Origin of the sequence: Roseibium sp. MMSF_3544 (genome assembly GCF_030732845.1) — a bacterium.
GTDB lineage: Bacteria > Pseudomonadota > Alphaproteobacteria > Rhizobiales > Stappiaceae > Roseibium.
This window is the reverse complement of the sequence record NZ_JASHKA010000013.1, coordinates 24,154-43,035: the sequence shown is the minus strand read 5'-3', so window position 1 is coordinate 43,035 and position 18,882 is coordinate 24,154. Positions and strand designations below refer to the sequence as shown.

Here is an 18,882-nt window from a genome sequence, read left to right as displayed (position 1 = left end):
CTGCGCACAAATCAGGCTCTGCCCAAATTGAGAGAACTTTTATGCGTCTTTCCCGATACTTCCTGCCCATCTTGAAAGAGACCCCCAAGGAGGCTGAAATTGTTTCTCACCGGTTGATGCTGCGCGCCGGCATGGTTCGCCAGCAATCGGCCGGTATCTACTCCTGGCTGCCGCTGGGTCACAAGGTGCTGCGCAAGATCGAGCGAATCGTGGAAGAAGAGCAAGCGCGTGCAGGGGCCGTGCAACTGCTGATGCCAACAATTCAATCCGCAGATCTGTGGCGTGAAAGCGGGCGCTATGATGCCTATGGCAAGGAAATGCTGCGCATCACCGACAGGCATGAGCGAGACATGCTTTACGGTCCGACCAACGAGGAGATGATCACCGACATCTTCCGGGGCTATGTCCGCTCCTACAAGGATCTGCCGCTGAACCTTTATCACATCCAGTGGAAATTCCGGGACGAAGTCCGTCCGCGCTTCGGCGTGATGCGCGGGCGTGAGTTCCTGATGAAGGACGCCTATTCCTTCGACATCGACAAGGAAGCAGCCCGTCATGCCTATAACCGGATGTTTGTTGCTTACCTGAGAACCTTCGATCGCATGGGACTCAAGGCGATTCCGATGAAGGCGGATACCGGCCCCATCGGCGGAGACATGAGCCACGAGTTCATCATTCTGGCCGATACGGGAGAGAGCGAGGTCTTTTGCGACAAGTCTCTGCTCGAAATGTCAATTCCGGCCGAAGATACGGATTTCTTCTCGGATCTCACTCCGCTCGTCACGCAATGGACAACGCCTTATGCGGCAACGGACGAGATGCATGACGCAAGCGCGTTCGAAGCCTTGCCTGAAGCGGACCGCGTCTCGGCGCGTGGCATCGAGGTCGGTCATATCTTCTATTTCGGGACCAAATACTCCGACGCAATGGGTGCAAAGGTTGCGACGAGCGAAGGCAAGGAAGTTCCGGTGCACATGGGCTCTTACGGCGTCGGTGTCTCTCGCCTTCTTGGCGCCTTGATCGAAGCAAATCATGACGAAAATGGAATCATCTGGCCAAAGTCGGTTGCGCCGTTCCACGTGGGGCTGGTCAATCTGAAGCCGGGTGACGCGCTGACAGACAGCACCTCAGAGGATCTTTATGCCAAACTGGAAGCAGCCGGCATCGAGGTTCTCTACGATGATACGGACACACGCGCCGGCGCGAAATTCGCCACGATGGATCTGATTGGCCTGCCTTACCAGGTCGTTGCGGGTCCAAGGGGACTGAAAGACGGTCAGCTTGAGGTCAAGAACCGCTCAACTGGGGAAAAGGAAATGCTCACCCCGGATGCGACCTTGAACAAACTGACGGCAGCATTGACGGACTGATCCGGTCCGGTGATGCTCTAAACGGGGATTCGGCCGCTGGATCATGCGGTCGCTTGGGCATTGCTGAAGTGGATTTACGATGACGGCAACAGACACGTTGGATGTCGGAGACAGCCAGAAAAGCGCGGCACCCACACGCCCCTTTTCCGCCTTCGAATGGATGATCGCCGGACGGTATCTGCGGTCGAGACGCCGCGAGACCTTCATTTCGGTCATTGCCGGGTTTTCCTTTGCCGGGATCATGCTGGGTGTCGCAACGCTTATCATCGTCATGGCGGTCATGAACGGGTTTCGGTCCGAGCTTCTCGGCAAGATCCTCGGGATCAACGGACATATGCTCGTTCAGCCGATCGACCTGCCGCTGAATGACTACGACGCGGTGTCGGCGCGTCTTGAAGGTGTGCCGGATGTCGTGGCCGCTTTTCCGTTCACCGAAGGGCAGGCGCTTGTCTCGGGACCTGCCGGCAATCTGGGAGCGCTCGTTCGAGGACTTTACGAAAGCGATTTGCGCCGGGTTCCTCTTGTTGCCGAAAACATCAGAGCGGGATCACTTGACGGGTTCGATGCGGGCGAAGGTGTCGCGATCGGCTCGCGCATGGCGCAGCAACTTGGGCTGACCGTAGGCGACAACATCACCATCATATCTCCGCGCGGTTCAGTAACACCGATGGGCGTGACGCCGCGTCTTAAGGCCTATCCGGTGTCGGCAATCTTTGAAATCGGCATGAGCGAGTACGACGCAACCTTCCTGTTCATGCCCTTGGAAGAAGCGCAGGCCTACTTCAACATGGGCGACCGGGCGACCGGAATTGAGATCTACGTGGTCGATCCGGACGACGTCGGCGTGATGCTCACCGCGATCGAGGACGCGGCTGAACGCCCAGCTTTCGTGACGGACTGGCGACAGCGAAATGTGACCTTCTTTTCAGCTCTCGAGGTTGAACGAAATGTCATGTTCATCATCCTCACGCTGATCGTCCTGGTGGCGGCGCTCAACATCATTTCCGGCATGATCATGCTGGTGAAGGACAAGGGCAGGGACATTGCCATTCTGCGCACCATGGGGGCAACCCGCGGTGCGATCATGCGGGTCTTTCTGATCACGGGCGCGAGCATCGGCTGCGTCGGAACCATTGCCGGGTTCATACTTGGCCTGATTATCTGCCTCAATATTGAGAGCATCCGCCAATTTGTCTCGTGGCTGACGAGTACAGACGTCTTTTCAAAGGAGCTGTACTTCCTTTCGAAGCTCCCGGCGGATATCGACAGCGGCGAAACAATGACCGTTTTGATCATGGCATTAGTGCTGTCCCTGTTGGCGACGGTTTATCCGGCGTGGCGTGCGGCGCGGCTCGACCCCGTCGAAGCTCTCAGGTACGAGTAGGGAGGCGAAGATGGATATGGCCGTTGATCCGCAGCGCGCGCCCGGTGTTTCTCCTGCAGCGCTGGAGCTTTCCGGTATCACCAGAAGTTTCGACGAAGGTGAGCGCAAACTCCATATCCTGAAAGGGGCGGACCTGAAGATCGAAGCAGGTGAAATGGTTGCGCTTGTGGCTCCGTCCGGGACGGGGAAGTCGACGCTCCTGCACATTGCCGGCCTTTTGGAACGCCCCGACGATGGCGACGTTTTTCTCGGGCCTGTCAATTGCGCAGATTTGTCCGATGACGAGAGGACCGCCATTCGCCGGAACGATATCGGCTTCGTCTATCAGTTTCACCATCTGTTGCCTGAATTCACTGCCCAGGAAAACGTCATGATGCCGCAGATGATCCGCGGGCTGCCGCGCAAGGTCGCGGCTGACCGTGCAGATGAGCTGTTGAAATACATGCGCCTTGGCGAACGCGGCAGCCATCGGCCTTCAGAGCTCTCCGGCGGTGAGCAGCAGCGGGTTGCGGTTGCCCGCGCGGTTGCCAATGCACCGCGCATTCTGCTTCTCGACGAACCTACCGGGAACCTCGATCCAAGCACGGCAAATTACGTCTTCGAAGCTCTGTCTGCACTTGTGCGGGCATCTGGAGTGGCGACCTTGTTTGCGACTCACAACATGGAACTTGCCGGCCGCATGGATCGGGCAATCACGCTTGAAGACGGCAAGGTTCAAGACCTGCAAATTTCCGCATAGACTGAAAACCGGATTTCGTCGCTGGATCCGACCCGCGGCGCGGGGTGCGGAACAAACAGAAAACACAGCATTTTAAACGAAGTTGATCTGTCTTAAAGCAAGAGGAACAAAAAGTGCTTGCATAAAGAACAAAAATGGAACATTCTCCGTTTCTAGCAAGTTTCAAATGTTGGAGGGTGACATGTTCCATATCGCTCGTGATTTCGCCGCACTGGCTTCTCTGGTTTTCTTTTGTACGACAATTGCCGTTTGGGGCGATGTACTGTTTGCTGCAAGCTAATCCCGAAATTCCGTTCGAACCGCGTAGATCTTGAGGGATTGTACGTGGCGTAGCACGCGAAAGAGCGTCTGGTATACGCAGCGGGCGGTCGACATCTGAAAGAACAGCGGGCACAACTGGCAGCGAGGGTCGACAGGACTTTTGAGAGGCGCTTCACTTGAGCGCTGATTCTGAAAGTTGCAGTGAGTCCCCTCATGTCCGGTGCCGACACCTTATCTCAATTTTCCAAGGGCGCTCCCGATCCCGGGAGCATCTCTGAAGGCGGACCCGGATTTGTTCATCTCAGGGTTCATTCAGCACTGTCGTTGCTGGAAGGCGCCTTGCCGATCAAAAAACTTCTTGATCTGGCGAAGGAAGACGGTCAGCCCGCACTGGCGATTGCCGACACCAACAATCTGTTTGGTGCACAGGAGTTTTCCGGAAAGGCTTGGGGAGCCGGGATCCAGCCAATCACAGCCTGTCAGCTTTCCGTTCATTTCAATGATGGCCTAGAAAGCGGACGGCGAGGGGAACCTGCGCTTTCCGATGTCGTTCTTATTGCCATGACAGAGAATGGCTATGCCAATCTCATGGAATTGACGTCGAGAGCCTTCCTCGACACGGAAACTGGCCTGAAGCCGCACGTTTCGGCAGAATATCTTCTGTCGAAGTCGGACGATGTGATCGTTCTGACCGGAGGTCCGTTCGGTGCGATCGGTACTGCGCTGCTCTCCGGTCGCAAGGACCTTGCCAAAGACCGGCTGCAATTGCTTGCCGACGGGTTTCAAGGACGGTGCTATGTCGAACTGCAACGGCATGGCATGGAAGCGGAACGCAAGACGGAAGATGCCTTTTTGGATCTTGCCTATGCATTCGGACTACCGATCGTTGCCACAAACGAAGCCTTTTTTCCCAAGCGGGAAGACTATGAAGCCCACGATGCGCTGATCTGCATCTCTGAAGGCAGGGTTTTGATTGAAGACGACCGACGCCGTCTGACACCTGAGCACTACTTCAAGAGCCGTACAGAAATGTGTGAGCTTTTTGCAGATCTGCCTGAAGCGTTGGCATCGACGGTCGAAATCGCGAGAAGGTGCAGTTTCAGGCCGCTCAAGCGTGACCCGATTCTACCCAGGTTCGCCGGAGCGGACGCAAATCCGGAAGAAGCCGAGCGCGCTGAGTCAGAAGAACTGAAGCGCCAGGCGCGCGAGGGCCTTCAGGCACGCCTCGATGCGCACGGACTGGCACCGGGTCTTGAGGAAAAGGACTATTGGGACCGGCTTGACTACGAGACCGGCATCATCGAGAGGATGAAGTTTCCCGGCTACTTTCTGATCGTTGCCGATTTTATCAAGTGGGCCAAGGCAGAGGACATTCCTGTTGGTCCGGGACGCGGCTCCGGTGCTGGGTCTCTTGTTGCCTGGTCGCTCACGATCACCGATCTCGACCCGATGCGGTTTTCACTGCTGTTTGAACGCTTTCTCAATCCGGAACGCGTGTCGATGCCGGATTTCGACATCGATTTCTGCCAGAGCCGCCGTGAAGAGGTCATCCGGTACGTTCAGGAGAAGTATGGCCGCCAGCAGGTGGCACAGATCATCACGTTCGGTTCGTTGCAGGCGCGCGCCGTTTTGCGCGATGTCGGCAGGGTTCTTCAAATGCCTTATGGGCAGGTCGACAGGCTTTGCAAACTGGTGCCCGCCAACCCGGCCAACCCGGTCACGCTGGCACAAGCGATCGAGGACGAACCGCGCCTGAGAGAGGCGGCCAAGGAAGAAGAGATCGTTGAACGTCTTTTGTCCATGGCGCAAAAGCTGGAGGGACTTTACAGACACGCGTCCACCCATGCTGCGGGTGTGGTGATTGGCGACCGCCCCCTGGAACAACTCGTTCCGCTTTACCGCGACCCGCGCTCCGATATGCCGGTTGCGCAGTTCAATATGAAGATGGTCGAGGATGCCGGCCTCGTTAAATTCGACTTCCTTGGCCTGAAGACGCTGACCGTGATCGACACTGCTGTCGACCTGATCGAACGGCGCGGGATCGAAATAGACGTTGCTGGCCTGCCCATTGATGACGAAAAGACGTACGAGCTCCTGGCGCGCGGCGAGACATTCGGCGTGTTCCAGCTGGAAAGCCAGGGCATGCGCCGGGCCATTGCAGGCATGAAACCGGACCGGTTCGAAGACATCATCGCGCTGGTTGCGCTCTACCGTCCTGGGCCGATGGAAAACATCCCGGTCTATAACGCGGTTAAGCACGGCGAACAGGACCCGGATTGCCTGCATCCGCTGCTCGAATCGATCCTGATGGAAACCAACGGCATCATCGTCTACCAGGAGCAGGTGATGCAGATCGCCCAGGTGCTTTCTGGCTATTCGCTCGGTGAAGCAGACCTGTTGCGCCGGGCAATGGGCAAGAAAATCGCCTCCGAGATGGAAGTTCAGCGGGCCCGGTTTGTCGACGGGGCTGTCGAGCGCGGCATCAACAAGACCCAGGCCGGAACAATTTTCGACCTCGTTGCGAAGTTTGCCAATTACGGTTTCAACAAGTCACACGCGGCTGCCTACGCGCTGGTTTCCTATCATACGGCCTGGCTGAAGGCGAACCATCCGGTTGAATTCATGGCGGCGTCGATGACGCTTGATCTTGGCAACACGGACAAGCTCGGTGACTTCCGGCAGGAGGCCCGGCGGATGAAGATCGATATCGTACCGCCCTCGATCAACCGAAGTCAGGTCCATTTTGATGTTTCGGGCGGCAAGATCCTCTATGCCATGGGGGCGATCAAAGGCGTCGGCGAGCAGGCGGTTGAACACATCGTCGCCGTTCGCGGGGAGACGCCGTTTAAAAGTCTGGGTGATTTTGCCCGGCGCATTTCGCCAAAGGCGCTGAACAAGCGCACTCTTGAAAACCTGGTGGCGGCCGGTGCGTTTGACGAGCTTGAACCGAACCGGGCTCGGGTCTTCGAAGGCCTTGACCGCATCATGGGGCTGGCGCAGCGCACTGAAGAAAACAAGGCTCTCGGACAGGATGAGCTCTTCGGCGGCAGTGACAGCGAAGAGCCGCTGCAGCTGGATGAGGTCAACGGGTGGACCAACGAGGAAAAGCTTCAGCGCGAGCATGCTGCAATCGGTTTTTATCTGTCTGCGCATCCTATTGACGAATACGCGCGCGTTCTGGAAAAGATGCGCGCCCAGCCCTGGACGCAGTTTGCCGAGGCGATCAAGCATGGCGCCTCACACGGACGTTTGGCTGGCACTGTGGTTTCCATGCAAGAACGCAAGACCAGAACCGGAACGCGCATGGGTATCGCGCGGCTTTCGGACGCAACGGGCCAGTACGAGGCGCTGCTGTTTCGTGAAAAACTCGAGCAGTACCGGGACTTGCTTCAGACCGGGCGGTCTGTGGTGATCCTCGTCGGCGCTGATATGCGTGATGAAGAACCCTCGTTGCGTATCGAACAGGTCGACCCGATCGACAAGGTTGCTGCGCGGCTTCAAAAGAGCATGCGGGTGTTCGTGCGCGATGAGCGTCCGATCGCAAGCCTGGCCAAACAGCTTCAGGTCAGGGGCGAGGGGGACGTAACTGTCATCGTGCTCCTGGAAAACGGTGCCCGCGAAGTCGAGGTGAAGCTGCCGGGACGGTTCCGGTTGTCGCCGGAGATCGCTGGTGCACTGAAGGCCGTCCCCGGTGTCACCGATGTCCAACTCGCTTGATGTCGCCCGTTTGGCCGGAATTGTGTTGCTAAACAGCCCGCTCAATTGAGTGTCGTTCAGTGTACCTAGCCGGTTCGTGAGCAAGGCTGAAAGAAAAAGCAGAAAAATTGATGTAATTTCTTCTGTCACGTTACACAAGCGGTATGCAATTTCCCTGTATTGTCAAAATGAAAAAGCAAATGTGCTAGGGAAATGCAAATTGTGGACTAATCTCGCTAGGGTTTTTGTGCTGCTCGTGTCCCTCGGAGCAGGGTATCAGGCCTTTCATTTTGTAATGGATTCTGGTGAAACGGAAGCGCCGCCACCGCCGAAGCCCGTGGTTGTCAGCACGAAGGTTTTGGTTGCTGCCAAGGATATTCTCCAGGGCGGAAAGATAACCGAAGAAGACTTTACCTGGGCAGAATGGCCGAAAAACGCCGTGCCGCAAGGCGCCTTGACCAAAAAGGACGGTGAGTTTGCCGCTGACAGCGTGCTTGGCAGCATTGCCCGGGCAGCGATCTATTCCGGCGAACCGATCCGCAACGAACGCCTGATACAAACCGACAAAGGTTACATGGCGACCATCCTTCCGAAAGGAAAGCGCGCTATCGCGGTCCGCGTCGAGCAGGAGACCTCTGCCGGCGGCTTCATCCTGCCGGGCGACAAGGTTGATCTCATTCTCACCAGGCAGATTGACGGCGTTGGTGTGACAAGCGAGACGATACTGGAAAACATCCGCGTCCTGGCCATCGACAGCACCACAGCGGGCGAGCAGGAAGAAAAGAACCTCTCGCCGAAAAGGACGGCAACGCTTGAGCTTACGCTGTTTCAGTCGGAAATTGTCGTGCAAGCACAGCAGGTAGGATCAATCGCGCTGGCGTTGCGCAGTGCCGAGGATTCAGCAGACGGGGCCGAAGTTGCAGAGCGCAATCGCCCGCAGGTGTTTGTGCGCATCCAGCCTCAACACTGGTCCGTCGGTACGAGCCAGAATTCGAGCCCTGTCGACTAAGCTTTGCTTCGAGGTCTTTCCGGTAGCGAACGTACTTTTCAGCCGTTCACACGAAAGCCGGCTCTGGACAGATCTTGGCTCTGGCCACAAAGCCATCGCGCACAGGAATGCCTTACCTGTTTTTTCGGCAACCTGAACCCCAAAACGCTGTAAGAAATCCGTGCATTGGGTCTTGAAATAAAATTCCGCCCCAACTATAAGGCGCCCATTCCACACGCAAGGGGCGGAACCTGAGCTTATCGGGGTCCATCCGGTGGCCGACTGGAGCGATCCAGCGGCACATACTCCTCTTGCGGAGGTTAAACCGGAAAACTCAGGAGATTAAGGGCCATGGCATTGCCCGATTTCACCATGCGTCAGCTGCTCGAAGCCGGCGTTCACTTTGGTCACCAGAAACACCGTTGGAACCCGCGCATGGGTCAGTACATCTTTGGTGTGCGCAATGATGTTCACATCATGGATCTGTCTCAGACCGTTCCGCTGCTTCATCAGGCTCTTAAAGCGGTTTCCGACACCGTTGCCGGTGGCGGCCGCGTTCTGATCGTCGGTACCAAGCGTCAGGCGCAGGAAGCTGTTGCGTCTTCTGCACGCAATTCGGCCCAGTATTTTGTCAATGCACGCTGGCTCGGTGGCATGCTGACCAACTGGAAGACGATTTCCCAGTCGATCCAACGCCTGCGCAAGCTGGAAGAAACCCTTTCTTCCGATGCGGCCAACGCTCTGACGAAAAAAGAGCGCCTGTTCATGGACCGTGAGCGCGAGAAACTCGAGCGCAACCTCGGCGGTATCAAGGATATGGGTGGCATCCCGGACCTGATCTTCGTGATCGATACCAACCGTGAAGCCATTGCCATTCAGGAAGCGCGCCGTCTGGGTATCCCGGTCGCTGCCATCCTCGATTCCAACTCCAATCCGGATGGCATCACCTATCCGGTGCCGGGTAACGACGATGCGGGCCGCGCGATTTCGCTATACTGCGACCTGATCGCCCGTTCTGCCATTGACGGCATTTCCCGTGCTCAGGGTGCTGCCGGCATGGACATTGGCGAATCTGAGGAAGCTCCGGTCGAGGAAGCTTTGGTTGAAGCTGCCGCTGAAGAAGCGCCGGCCGCTGAAGAAGCACCGGTTGCCGAGGAAGCTCCTGCTGAAGAGGCACCTGCTGAAGAGGCTCCGGCTGCTGAAGAAGCTGCAGCCAAAACTGAGCCGGTCGCGGCTGAAGCCTAAAAACAGCTGCCGCGTCTTCTTGCGGCAGTTTTATGTTGAATTCGCACGACGGGCTGCAATTTGTTGCAGTCCCGTCATAAAGGCGCGGATAGCCATCGGCTAAACCGTGTCTCATCTGAAACCCCCATCCACGAGGCAATCGATGAGCATTACCGCTGCGATGGTAAAAGAGCTCCGCGAGAAATCCGGCGCTGGCATGATGGACTGCAAAACCGCCCTGAACGAATCCGGCGGTGATATGGAAGCAGCAGTTGACTGGCTGCGCACCAAAGGTTTGGCGAAAGCCGCCAAGAAGGCTGGCCGCGTTGCGGCTGAAGGCCTGGTTGGTGTGGCATCCGACGGTAGCAAGGCTGCCGTGATCGAGCTGAACTCCGAAACTGATTTTGTCGCCAGAAACGAAGGCTTCCAGGAACTGGTTGCGAAAATCGCCAATGCCGCAATCGGAACCGACGGTTCCGTTGAAGCCGTGGCCGCAGCCGATCTTGGCGGCAAGCCGGTTTCCGACGCCATTACCGACGCGATCGCCACGATCGGTGAGAACATGACGCTGCGCCGTTCCGCGCTTCTGGCTGCGGATAACGGTGTTGTTGCCACCTATGTTCACGGTGCCGTTTCTGATGGTCTTGGCAAAATCGGTGTTCTCGTTGCGCTGGAATCGTCCGGCGACAAGGACAAGCTGAACGCTCTGGGCCGCCAGATTGCGATGCATGTTGCTGCAACCAGCCCGCTTGCGCTGAACGTCGCTGAGCTGGATCAGGCTGTTGTTGAACGCGAAAAGGCTGTGTTCTCCGAGCAGGCGCGTGAATCCGGCAAGCCGGAGAACATCATTGAGAAAATGGTGGAAGGCCGTTTGCGCAAATTCTACGAGGAAGTTACCCTCGAGAAACAAGCCTTCGTGATCAACCCGGACCAGACGGTTGAGCAGGCTGTAGAGGCGCTTGCAAAGGACCTCGGTACCGAAGTCAAGCTTTCCGGTTTCGTCCGCTTCGCACTAGGCGAGGGGGTCGAGAAAGAAGAGCAGGACTTCGCCGCGGAAGTGGCGGCAGCCACGGGCCAGTAAGCTCAAAGAAAGCGCCGGTAAGTCCGGCGCTTTTTTTTTAGAAAGACAATTCTAAAACGGGTGTACACATGACGAATTCTTTGCGTTGGAAACGGATCCTTCTGAAACTGTCCGGCGAGGCCCTGATGGGCTCCCAGGCTTTTGGAATCGACCCGGCCATTGTGCAAAGGATCGCAAAGGAAATCGCTGACGCTGTGGCACTCGGTGCCCAGGTCGGCGTCGTCGTTGGGGGCGGTAACATTTTCCGCGGCGTTGCCGTTGCTGCCAAAGGTGGGAACCGCGTCACCGGCGACCACATGGGCATGCTGGCGACGATCATGAACAGCCTGACGCTTGCCGATGCCTTGCGCCGGCTAAAGGTCAATGCACGTGTCTTGTCGGCCGTCGCCGTACCCTCGATATGCGAAACATTCTCGCAGCGTGTTGCAGACCGCTATATGGAAGACGGCGACGTCATCATTTTCGCCGGTGGTACCGGTAATCCGTTCTTCACGACAGACAGCGGAGCAGCCTTGCGTGCTGCTGAAATGAAGTGTGATGCGTTTCTGAAAGGAACGCAGGTTGATGGCGTTTATTCGGAAGATCCCAAGGTGAACCCCGAAGCGGAGCGCTACCAGATGCTGGGCTATGAGGAAGTCATCACCCGCAATCTGAAAGTCATGGACACGACTGCGATCGCCCTTGCACGGGACAACTCCATTCCCGTTATTGTATTTTCAATTCATACTCCGGGTGCTTTGGTGAGTGTGCTTCAGGAAACAGGAACTTACACAGTCGTGGGTGACTGAAACTTTTAAGTCCGATCTTATTTACAGCCCTTGTGTTTCAGCGTGTTTGTGCCATGTTTGCGCCCGCTGAGACTCTTTTTAGCCAAGCACAAAACAAGAGTGAGGATGAAATGTCGGTAGAAGGTGTCGATCTGGACGATTTAAAGCGCCGAATGCAGGGAGCTCTTTCGGTTCTGAAAACCGACTTTGCCGGTCTGCGGACTGGCCGCGCGTCCGCGTCTATGCTGGACCCGATTTCCGTGGATGCCTATGGACAGGCAATGCCGATCAACCAGGTCGGTACGGTTTCGGTTCCTGAACCGCGCATGGTCGCGGTGCAGGTCTGGGACAAGTCCATGGTTGCCGCTGTTGAAAAAGCAATTCGCGAATCAAACCTGGGCCTCAATCCGGTTGTTGACGGACAGCTTCTGCGCCTTCCCATTCCTGAGTTGAATCAGGAGCGCCGCCAGGAACTGATCAAGGTTGCGCACAAATATGCCGAACAGGCAAAGGTGGCGATCCGTCATGTGCGCAGGGACGGCATGGATGATGCCAAGAAAGCCGAAAAAGACGGCGAGATCTCCCAGGATGACAGCCGCCTGGCCTCCGACGAAGTGCAGAAACTGACCGATCAGATGATTGGTGAAGTTGACAGCATGCTTGAAAAGAAAGAGCAAGAGATTTCACAGGTCTGAACCGGTACCGGACCAGTGCGTTGGGGGAATATATGAGTGTCAGCCCGAACCCGAATCCGCAAACGACTGCCGAGGAAGGTTCCAGCACCAGGTTGCCACGCCACGTTGCCTTGATCATGGACGGCAATGGGCGTTGGGCGACCGCGCGCGGCCTGCCCAGAACAGAAGGGCACCGACAAGGCCTGGAGGCACTTCGCAAGATCATCCGCCATGCCGGCAAGGTCGGCATAGAAGTCATAACGATCTATAGTTTTTCTTCTGAAAACTGGAATCGTCCGGAAACAGAAGTCTCGTTTCTGATGGGGCTCCTCCGGCGTTTTGTACAGCGTGATCTCAGCGAACTTCACGAAGCCAACATTCGTATTCGCATCGTCGGCGGCAGAAGCGATCTTGAGCCGGGTATCTTGAAGCTGCTTGAGGAAGCAGAGGATCTGACCCGGCACAACACCGGGTTGGACCTCGTCGTTGCTTTCAACTATGGCGCCCGCGCGGAAATTGTTCGCGCCGCCCAGCATCTCGCCCAAAGTGTTCTTGAAGGCGACATGCGTCTTGAGGAGATCTCCGAAACGGCCTTTTCGCAGTCGCTTGATACAGGCGGGCTTCCGGATCCGGATCTGATCATCCGCACAAGTGGAGAATTGCGCTTGTCCAATTTTCTGCTGTGGCAGGCCGCCTATTCGGAGTTCTACTTCTGCGATGTGAATTGGCCCGATTTTGATGAAGCTGCCTTCGACAAGGCGCTGCTCGACTACGAAAACAGACAACGGCGATACGGCGGGCTCGATGCCAACGCTCTTTGAGGCCCGATCCTCGTAATGGCAGATACCGGACCGACCAGCAAAAAGACGACCAATCTCGGCCTGAGGCTGATCTCCGCAGTGATCCTCGGACCGATTGTCTTGTTGATCACCTATTTGGGCGGCACAGGTTACGCACTGCTTATGCTGGTGGCGGCGACGCTTTTCCTCTGGGAGTGGCTCACCATTACCGGGACCCGCGAGGCGCTGGTTCCGACTTTGATAAGCTTGGCAACGCTTGTCGTCCTCGCGGTTCTTGAATTTGCCGAGCTGCCGCTTGCCGGTTTGCTTGCCCTTTTTGCAGGTGCATTGGCCACGCTTGTGTTCAGCGGTCTCAGTCGGGCAGGGCGCTGGGGCGCGGAGGGGGTGCTTTACAGCGGACTTGCGCTTTTTGCGCTCCTTGCCGTGCGAGACGGTACAAACGGACTGCTGTTCACTTTCTTTCTTATCTTCGTGGTCTGGGCGACTGATATTTTTGCTTATTTTGTCGGCCGCGCACTGGGTGGACCGAAGCTATGGCAGCGCGTCTCCCCCAAAAAAACCTGGTCAGGTGCCATTGGCGGTCTGGTATGTGCGACGCTGTGTGGCGCAGCGGTCGTTGTCTTGGGCGGCGCAACGGACATCTTTGCCTGGGTCGTTCTGGCCATTGTCCTGTCAATCGTGTCTCAGGCGGGGGACCTGTTGGAATCGGCGATAAAGCGCAGGTTCGATGTAAAGGATTCTAGTCGCCTCATTCCCGGGCACGGAGGCATCATGGACCGTGTGGACGGATTGGTCGCTGCAGCCATTTTTGCTGTTTGTGTTGGCCTGATACTCGGCGGTCCGCTCGAGGACCCGATTGCCGGCTTGGGACTGAACTAAATCTGGAGAGCTACCAATGGCGGCTGCGGCCGATTTTGCAGATGTGCAGACTCCAATCAGGATAACCGTTCTGGGCGCAACCGGATCGATTGGACAAAGCCTGGCCGATTTGATCGAGCGTCATCCGGAGCGTTTCGAAGTCGTTGCCCTGGTGGCCAATCAGAACGCGGACGCGCTGGCGGACATGGCCAGGCGATTGAATGCGTCAACTGCCGTCTTGGCTCAAGAAGACCGGCATCAGGAGCTTAGGGACCGTCTGAGTGGAGCGGACATCGAAGCGGCGTCCGGTCACAATGCGGTGATGGATGCGGTTGAACGGGACTCAGATCTCGTTGTCGGCGCGATTGTTGGTGCTGCCGGCCTGAGACCGACCTTCAATGCTCTCAAGGCGGGCAGACGTCTTGCGCTTGCCAATAAGGAGTGCTTGGTCTGTGCCGGTGATCTCTTCATGGCGAAGGTTGATGAAACAGGAACCGAGCTTCTTCCGGTCGACAGCGAACACAACGCCATCTTTCAGGTGTTCGAAACGTCCCAGGCTGATCAGATTGAGAAAGTCATCCTGACGGCATCCGGCGGCCCCTTCAGAACCATGAGCAAGACGGACATGGCTGAAGTCACTCCAGAGCAGGCTTTGAAGCATCCGAACTGGGACATGGGCGCCCGCATTACAATCGATAGTGCAACCATGATGAACAAAGGCTTTGAAGTCATTGAAGCTTCTCACCTTTTTCCGGTTTCACATGATCAACTGGACGTTCTTGTTCATCCGCAATCAGTGGTCCACGGTCTGGTGCAGTATAAAGACGGCTCGGTACTGGCGCAGCTTGGCAGTCCGGATATGCGGACACCGATCGCCCATTGTCTTGCTTATCCAAGGCGGATGGAAGCACCCGTCAAGAAGTTGAACCTTGCTGAAATCGGAACCTTGTCCTTCGATGCGCCCGATCTAGACCGCTTCAAGGCGCTTCGGCTCGCACTCGACGCGATGAAGGCGGGCGGTGCCGCACCGGCGGCCCTGAATGCGGCCGATGAGATCGCGGTTCAGGCGTTTCTTTCCAAGCAAATTGGATTCCTGGATATCCCCGCCGCAATTGAGGCGGTTCTGGACCATCTTTCATCCGCGAACCGTCTTGGATCGCTGAAAAGTGTTGATGACGTGGTCGCCCTGGATATGGAAGCCAGGGAAAAGACACTAGAATGGATTAAGTCTCACCGGTCATGACCTTGAAGCCGTTGGAAAAAATGTCATCGACCATTAACGCGCCGTAATTCTTCTATTAATAGAGTTCTGCGATAAGTCCCCAAGTTGCGTCAGATCGGGCCCCTCAATGGAATTACTCGTTTCCGCTTATTCCCTCATTGTTGGAACCATTATTCCGTTCCTGTTTGTTCTGACAGTGGTGGTGTTCTTCCATGAGCTCGGTCACTTTGCAGTTGCGCGCTGGTGTAATGTCAAAGTGGATGCGTTTGCGGTCGGGTTCGGCCGCGAAATTTTCGGGTGGTACGACAAGAGGGGCACCCGCTGGAAGCTTTGCATGATCCCGCTCGGCGGATATGTAAAATTCGCCGGCGATGAAAATGCTGCCAGCGTTCCAAGCCGCGAACTGATCGCCCAAATGAGTGAAGAAGAGCGCAAGACTGCCTTCATTGCCAAGCCTGTCTGGCAGCGCGCTGCAATCGTTGCGGCAGGGCCGATTGCCAACTTTCTTCTCGCCATCGTCATTTTCGCAGCGCTTTTTGGCTCAGCCGGCAAGCAGGGACTTCTTCCCGTTGTCGAAGAGGTGTTTCCCGGCGGTGCGGCGGACCGTGGCGGAATTGTTGCCGGTGACCTGATCAAGGAAATTGATGGCCGCGAAATTCACACTTTCGGTGAGCTTCGCCAAATCGTTTTGATGAACGGAAATGTGCCTCTGGTGTTTGAAGTCGAGCGCGGCGGCGACCTTGTCACCCTGGACGTGACGCCGGACTACAAGAAGAAGGAAGTCTTCTTCGGAGAACAGCAGATGGCGGGCGACATCGGATTGCGCGGAAGCGCGGATCCGGCAAACATCGTCCGTATCAAATATGGTCCGATCGATGCCATCGGGGAGGGCGTCAAGGAAACCTATCGGATCATGGACGGCACGGTCAGCTACATCTGGGGGATCATCACCCAGCGCCAATCGGCCGATCAGCTCGGGGGACCGATCCGCGTTGCTGAAATCTCAGGAAAGGTTGCCGAGCACGGTATCATTCCGCTGATTTCGCTTGCAGCGGTGCTTTCTGTCAGCATCGGGCTGATCAATCTGGCTCCGATTCCAATTCTTGATGGCGGACATCTGGTGTTTTTTGCCGCAGAGGCGTTGCGTGGCAAGCCCTTGAGCGAGCGCGTTCAGGACGTCGGTTTTCGCATCGGGTTGGGCTTGGTACTTATGCTGATGGTTTTCGTAACTTGGAGGGATATCTTGCGATTAGTGACCAACGATTCCTGACAGCCGTGACATAGACGCAACGTCTTCAGACTAAATCGCTTTCGGCCTCGAAGTGCAGTTGCGTTATCGGCAAAAACCTATAAAACGTTCGTCGGTTCCGAGAATCTGCCTGGGGTGACTGCTGATTTTCGGATGGGGTATTAAAAAAAGGCATAGCGCGATAATGCAGCGATTGCAGAAACTTACACGAGTCGTGTTTTTGGCGGCTTTCCTACTTTCCCTCGGATCGGCAGTGCCGCAATCCCTAGGGCTTTCGTCCTTGGTGAGTGTTGCTGAAGCGGCAGTTGCCAGAAGCATTCAGGTGCAGGGGAACACCAGGATTGAGGATGAAACCGTCATTAGTTACATGACGATCGTCCCGGGCCGTTCCTACACCGCTTTCGATGTTGATGAATCGCTCAAAGCTCTCTATGCGACGGGCCTGTTTGCCACTGTTGAAATCACCCCGCGTGGCAACACTGTCGTCGTAACGGTCTCCGAGAACCCGATCATCAACCGGGTGTCTTTCGAAGGCAATCGCAAGATCAAGGACAACGCGCTGGAAACAGCTGTCCGGTCTCAGCCGCGGTCAACGCTTTCTCGCGCGAAAGTGCAGTCCGACGTTCAGAACATTCTTGAAGCCTATCGCCGCTCCGGACGCTTTGGCGCGTCCGTCGAGCCGAAGATCATTGATCGCGGGCAGAACCGCGTCGATCTGGTTTTCGAAATCAATGAAGGTGCCAAGACCGGTGTCGAACGTATCAGTTTCATCGGCAACAGTGCATTCAGCGACGGGCGTTTGCGTGACGTGATCCGGACCCGCGAAAGCGGCCTGCTCAGCTTTATCCGGAGCACCGATACCTACGATCCGGACCGTCTTGCAGCCGACGAAGAGCTTCTGCGCCAGTACTACAACAGAAAAGGCTATGCGGATTTCCGCATTGTCTCTGTGAGTGCAGATCTGGACCGTGAGCAGAACATCTTCTACGTGACCTTCACGGTTGATGAGGGTGAGAAATACGAAATCAGCGACGTGGAAGTCGTCTCCACAATCGCCGAGGTCGATCCGAATGATCTGCAACGGCTGGTACGTACCCGCAGCGGCCAGACATTCAATGCGCTCCGTATCGAGCAAACGGTCGAGGACATTACCCTGCGCGTGTCGGAGGAAGGTTATGCCTTTGCCCGTGTTCGCCCGCGTGGAGCCCGGAACTACGACGACAACACGATTTCGCTGATCTACTACATTGAAGAAGGTCCGCGGGCCTATATCGAACGCATCAATGTGATCGGCAACGACCGGACACGTGAATACGTTATCCGGCGTGAGTTCGACATCGTTGAAGGGGATGCCTTCAACCGCGCGCTGGTCGACAAGGCAGAGCGCCGTATCCGCAATCTCGGATTTTTCGAGAAGGTTTCTGTCACGACCCAGCAGGGTAGTGCACCTGATCGTGTGATCGTGAATGTTCGCGTTGAAGAAAGACCGACCGGTGAAATCTCCTTCGGTGTCGGTTACTCGACCGTGGACGGTATCATCGGCGATATCTCTCTTACCGAGAAAAACTTCCTCGGCCGCGGACAGTTTGTCCGGATTGCAGTCGGTGGCGGTGCAGACACTCAGTCTTATGAGTTCCGGTTCGTTGAGCCATTCTTCATGGGCCGCCGCGTTGCGCTGGATCTTGATGTCTATCGCCGGATTGAAAATGCCAATGACTACCGGTCCTTCGACCAGGACAAGACGGGTGGTGGCATCGGTTTCATTCTTCCGCTGAGGGAAGACGAGCTGACATTGCGTCTGTTCTACAACATCTTCTCGGAAGACAACTCCGACCCGGATGATCAGTCGACAGGCATCAACAACTGTAACACCTCAAACCTTTCGCTCGCGATCTGTGACTCGCTTGGCACGTATCTGACATCGCTTGTTGGTTATGACCTGCGCTACAACACGCTTGATCGGAACAACAATCCTACTGACGGTATCTTTGCCTCGTTCGGCCAGGAATTTGCCGGCCTGGGTGGTGACAGCTACTACATCAAGACCGAAGCACAGGCGCGGGCCTACAAGGAAATCCTCGCCGACTATGGTGTGGTTGGCGCGCTTGAACTCCGCGGTGGTAACATCACTGCAATCGGTGACGAGCGCCTGAGGGTGTCCGAACAATTCATGCTCGGCGGCACGCTTGTCCGCGGCTTTGAGAACCAGGGTATTGGTCCGCGCGACGCTGCGACCGAAGATGCCATCGGCGGTCGGTTCTACTTCGCAGCAACGGCCGAAACACGCTTCCCGTTCCCGATCATTCCGAAAGAGTTCGGTCTGGGCGCGGCTGTGTTTGCTGATGCCGGTTCGCTCTGGGACGCCGACAGTGATCTGGTAAACCTCGTGGAAAACAACGGCGGGTCGATCGACTCCAACGAGTTCTCCGTTCGTGCCTCCGTTGGTGCAGGGATCCGCTGGCAATCGCCGTTCGGTCCAATTCGCGCAGATGTTGCCTATCCGATCGTGAAGGATGACTCTGACAAGACCCAGATCTTCCGGTTGAGTGGCGGTACCCGCTTCTGATTA

The 18,882-nt window shown here is 56.4% G+C and carries 14 protein-coding genes; all 14 read left to right on the top strand.

The features are described 5' to 3' along the window. The first annotated feature begins 41 nt into the window (after window positions 1-41). The 14 genes from proS to bamA all read left to right on the top strand — a co-directional run bounded on the left by proS (window position 42) and on the right by bamA (window position 18,879). Window positions 42-1,370, top strand: coding sequence for a proline--tRNA ligase (gene proS, locus RBB47_RS18840; RefSeq protein ID WP_305987423.1), 1,329 nt, complete (start codon window positions 42-44; stop codon window positions 1,368-1,370). A gap of 160 nt (window positions 1,371-1,530) precedes the next feature. Further along, entirely contained in the window at window positions 1,531-2,754 is a 1,224-nt protein-coding gene (locus RBB47_RS18835; RefSeq protein ID WP_371932818.1) for a lipoprotein-releasing ABC transporter permease subunit, read from the top strand. Between the two features lie 10 nt (window positions 2,755-2,764). Further along, window positions 2,765-3,493, top strand: coding sequence for an ABC transporter ATP-binding protein (locus tag RBB47_RS18830; RefSeq protein WP_305987421.1), 729 nt, complete (start codon window positions 2,765-2,767; stop codon window positions 3,491-3,493). A 474-nt stretch (window positions 3,494-3,967) separates the two neighbouring features. Further along, on the top strand, window positions 3,968-7,471 hold the full coding sequence (dnaE, locus tag RBB47_RS18825) for a DNA polymerase III subunit alpha (RefSeq protein ID WP_305987420.1): 3,504 nt from the start codon (window positions 3,968-3,970) through the stop codon (window positions 7,469-7,471). A gap of 76 nt (window positions 7,472-7,547) precedes the next feature. Next, window positions 7,548-8,459, top strand: a complete 912-nt coding sequence (gene cpaB, locus RBB47_RS18820; RefSeq protein WP_305987419.1) for a Flp pilus assembly protein CpaB — start codon at window positions 7,548-7,550, stop codon at window positions 8,457-8,459. A gap of 330 nt (window positions 8,460-8,789) precedes the next feature. Next, window positions 8,790-9,683 carry a 30S ribosomal protein S2 gene (gene rpsB / locus RBB47_RS18815; RefSeq protein ID WP_305987418.1) on the top strand — a complete coding sequence of 298 codons (894 nt, stop codon included), beginning with the start codon at window positions 8,790-8,792 and terminating at the stop codon, window positions 9,681-9,683. Between the two features lie 142 nt (window positions 9,684-9,825). Further along, window positions 9,826-10,743: a translation elongation factor Ts gene (tsf, locus tag RBB47_RS18810; protein ID WP_305987417.1), complete on the top strand. Its 918-nt coding sequence runs from the start codon at window positions 9,826-9,828 to the stop codon at window positions 10,741-10,743. A gap of 68 nt (window positions 10,744-10,811) precedes the next feature. Then, on the top strand, window positions 10,812-11,531 hold the full coding sequence (pyrH, locus tag RBB47_RS18805) for a UMP kinase (protein WP_305987416.1): 720 nt from the start codon (window positions 10,812-10,814) through the stop codon (window positions 11,529-11,531). Between the two features lie 110 nt (window positions 11,532-11,641). Next, window positions 11,642-12,205, top strand: a complete 564-nt coding sequence (gene frr / locus RBB47_RS18800; RefSeq protein ID WP_305987415.1) for a ribosome recycling factor — start codon at window positions 11,642-11,644, stop codon at window positions 12,203-12,205. 32 nt (window positions 12,206-12,237) lie between these two features. Continuing rightward, a complete protein-coding gene (locus RBB47_RS18795; RefSeq protein ID WP_305987414.1) occupies window positions 12,238-13,005 on the top strand; it encodes an isoprenyl transferase in 768 nt (255 codons plus the stop codon). Window positions 13,006-13,020: 15 nt separating this feature from the next. Further along, window positions 13,021-13,863 (top strand): phosphatidate cytidylyltransferase, encoded by an 843-nt coding sequence (locus RBB47_RS18790; RefSeq protein ID WP_305987413.1) that lies wholly within the window; start codon window positions 13,021-13,023, stop codon window positions 13,861-13,863. Window positions 13,864-13,879: 16 nt separating this feature from the next. Continuing rightward, entirely contained in the window at window positions 13,880-15,085 is a 1,206-nt protein-coding gene (locus RBB47_RS18785; RefSeq protein ID WP_305987412.1) for a 1-deoxy-D-xylulose-5-phosphate reductoisomerase, read from the top strand. 106 nt (window positions 15,086-15,191) lie between these two features. Further along, complete coding sequence (rseP, locus tag RBB47_RS18780; RefSeq protein WP_305987411.1) at window positions 15,192-16,334, top strand: RIP metalloprotease RseP; 1,143 nt, start codon at window positions 15,192-15,194, stop codon at window positions 16,332-16,334. Window positions 16,335-16,497: 163 nt separating this feature from the next. Beyond that, window positions 16,498-18,879: an outer membrane protein assembly factor BamA gene (gene bamA / locus RBB47_RS18775; protein ID WP_305987410.1), complete on the top strand. Its 2,382-nt coding sequence runs from the start codon at window positions 16,498-16,500 to the stop codon at window positions 18,877-18,879. The last annotated feature ends 3 nt before the right edge of the window (window positions 18,880-18,882 follow it).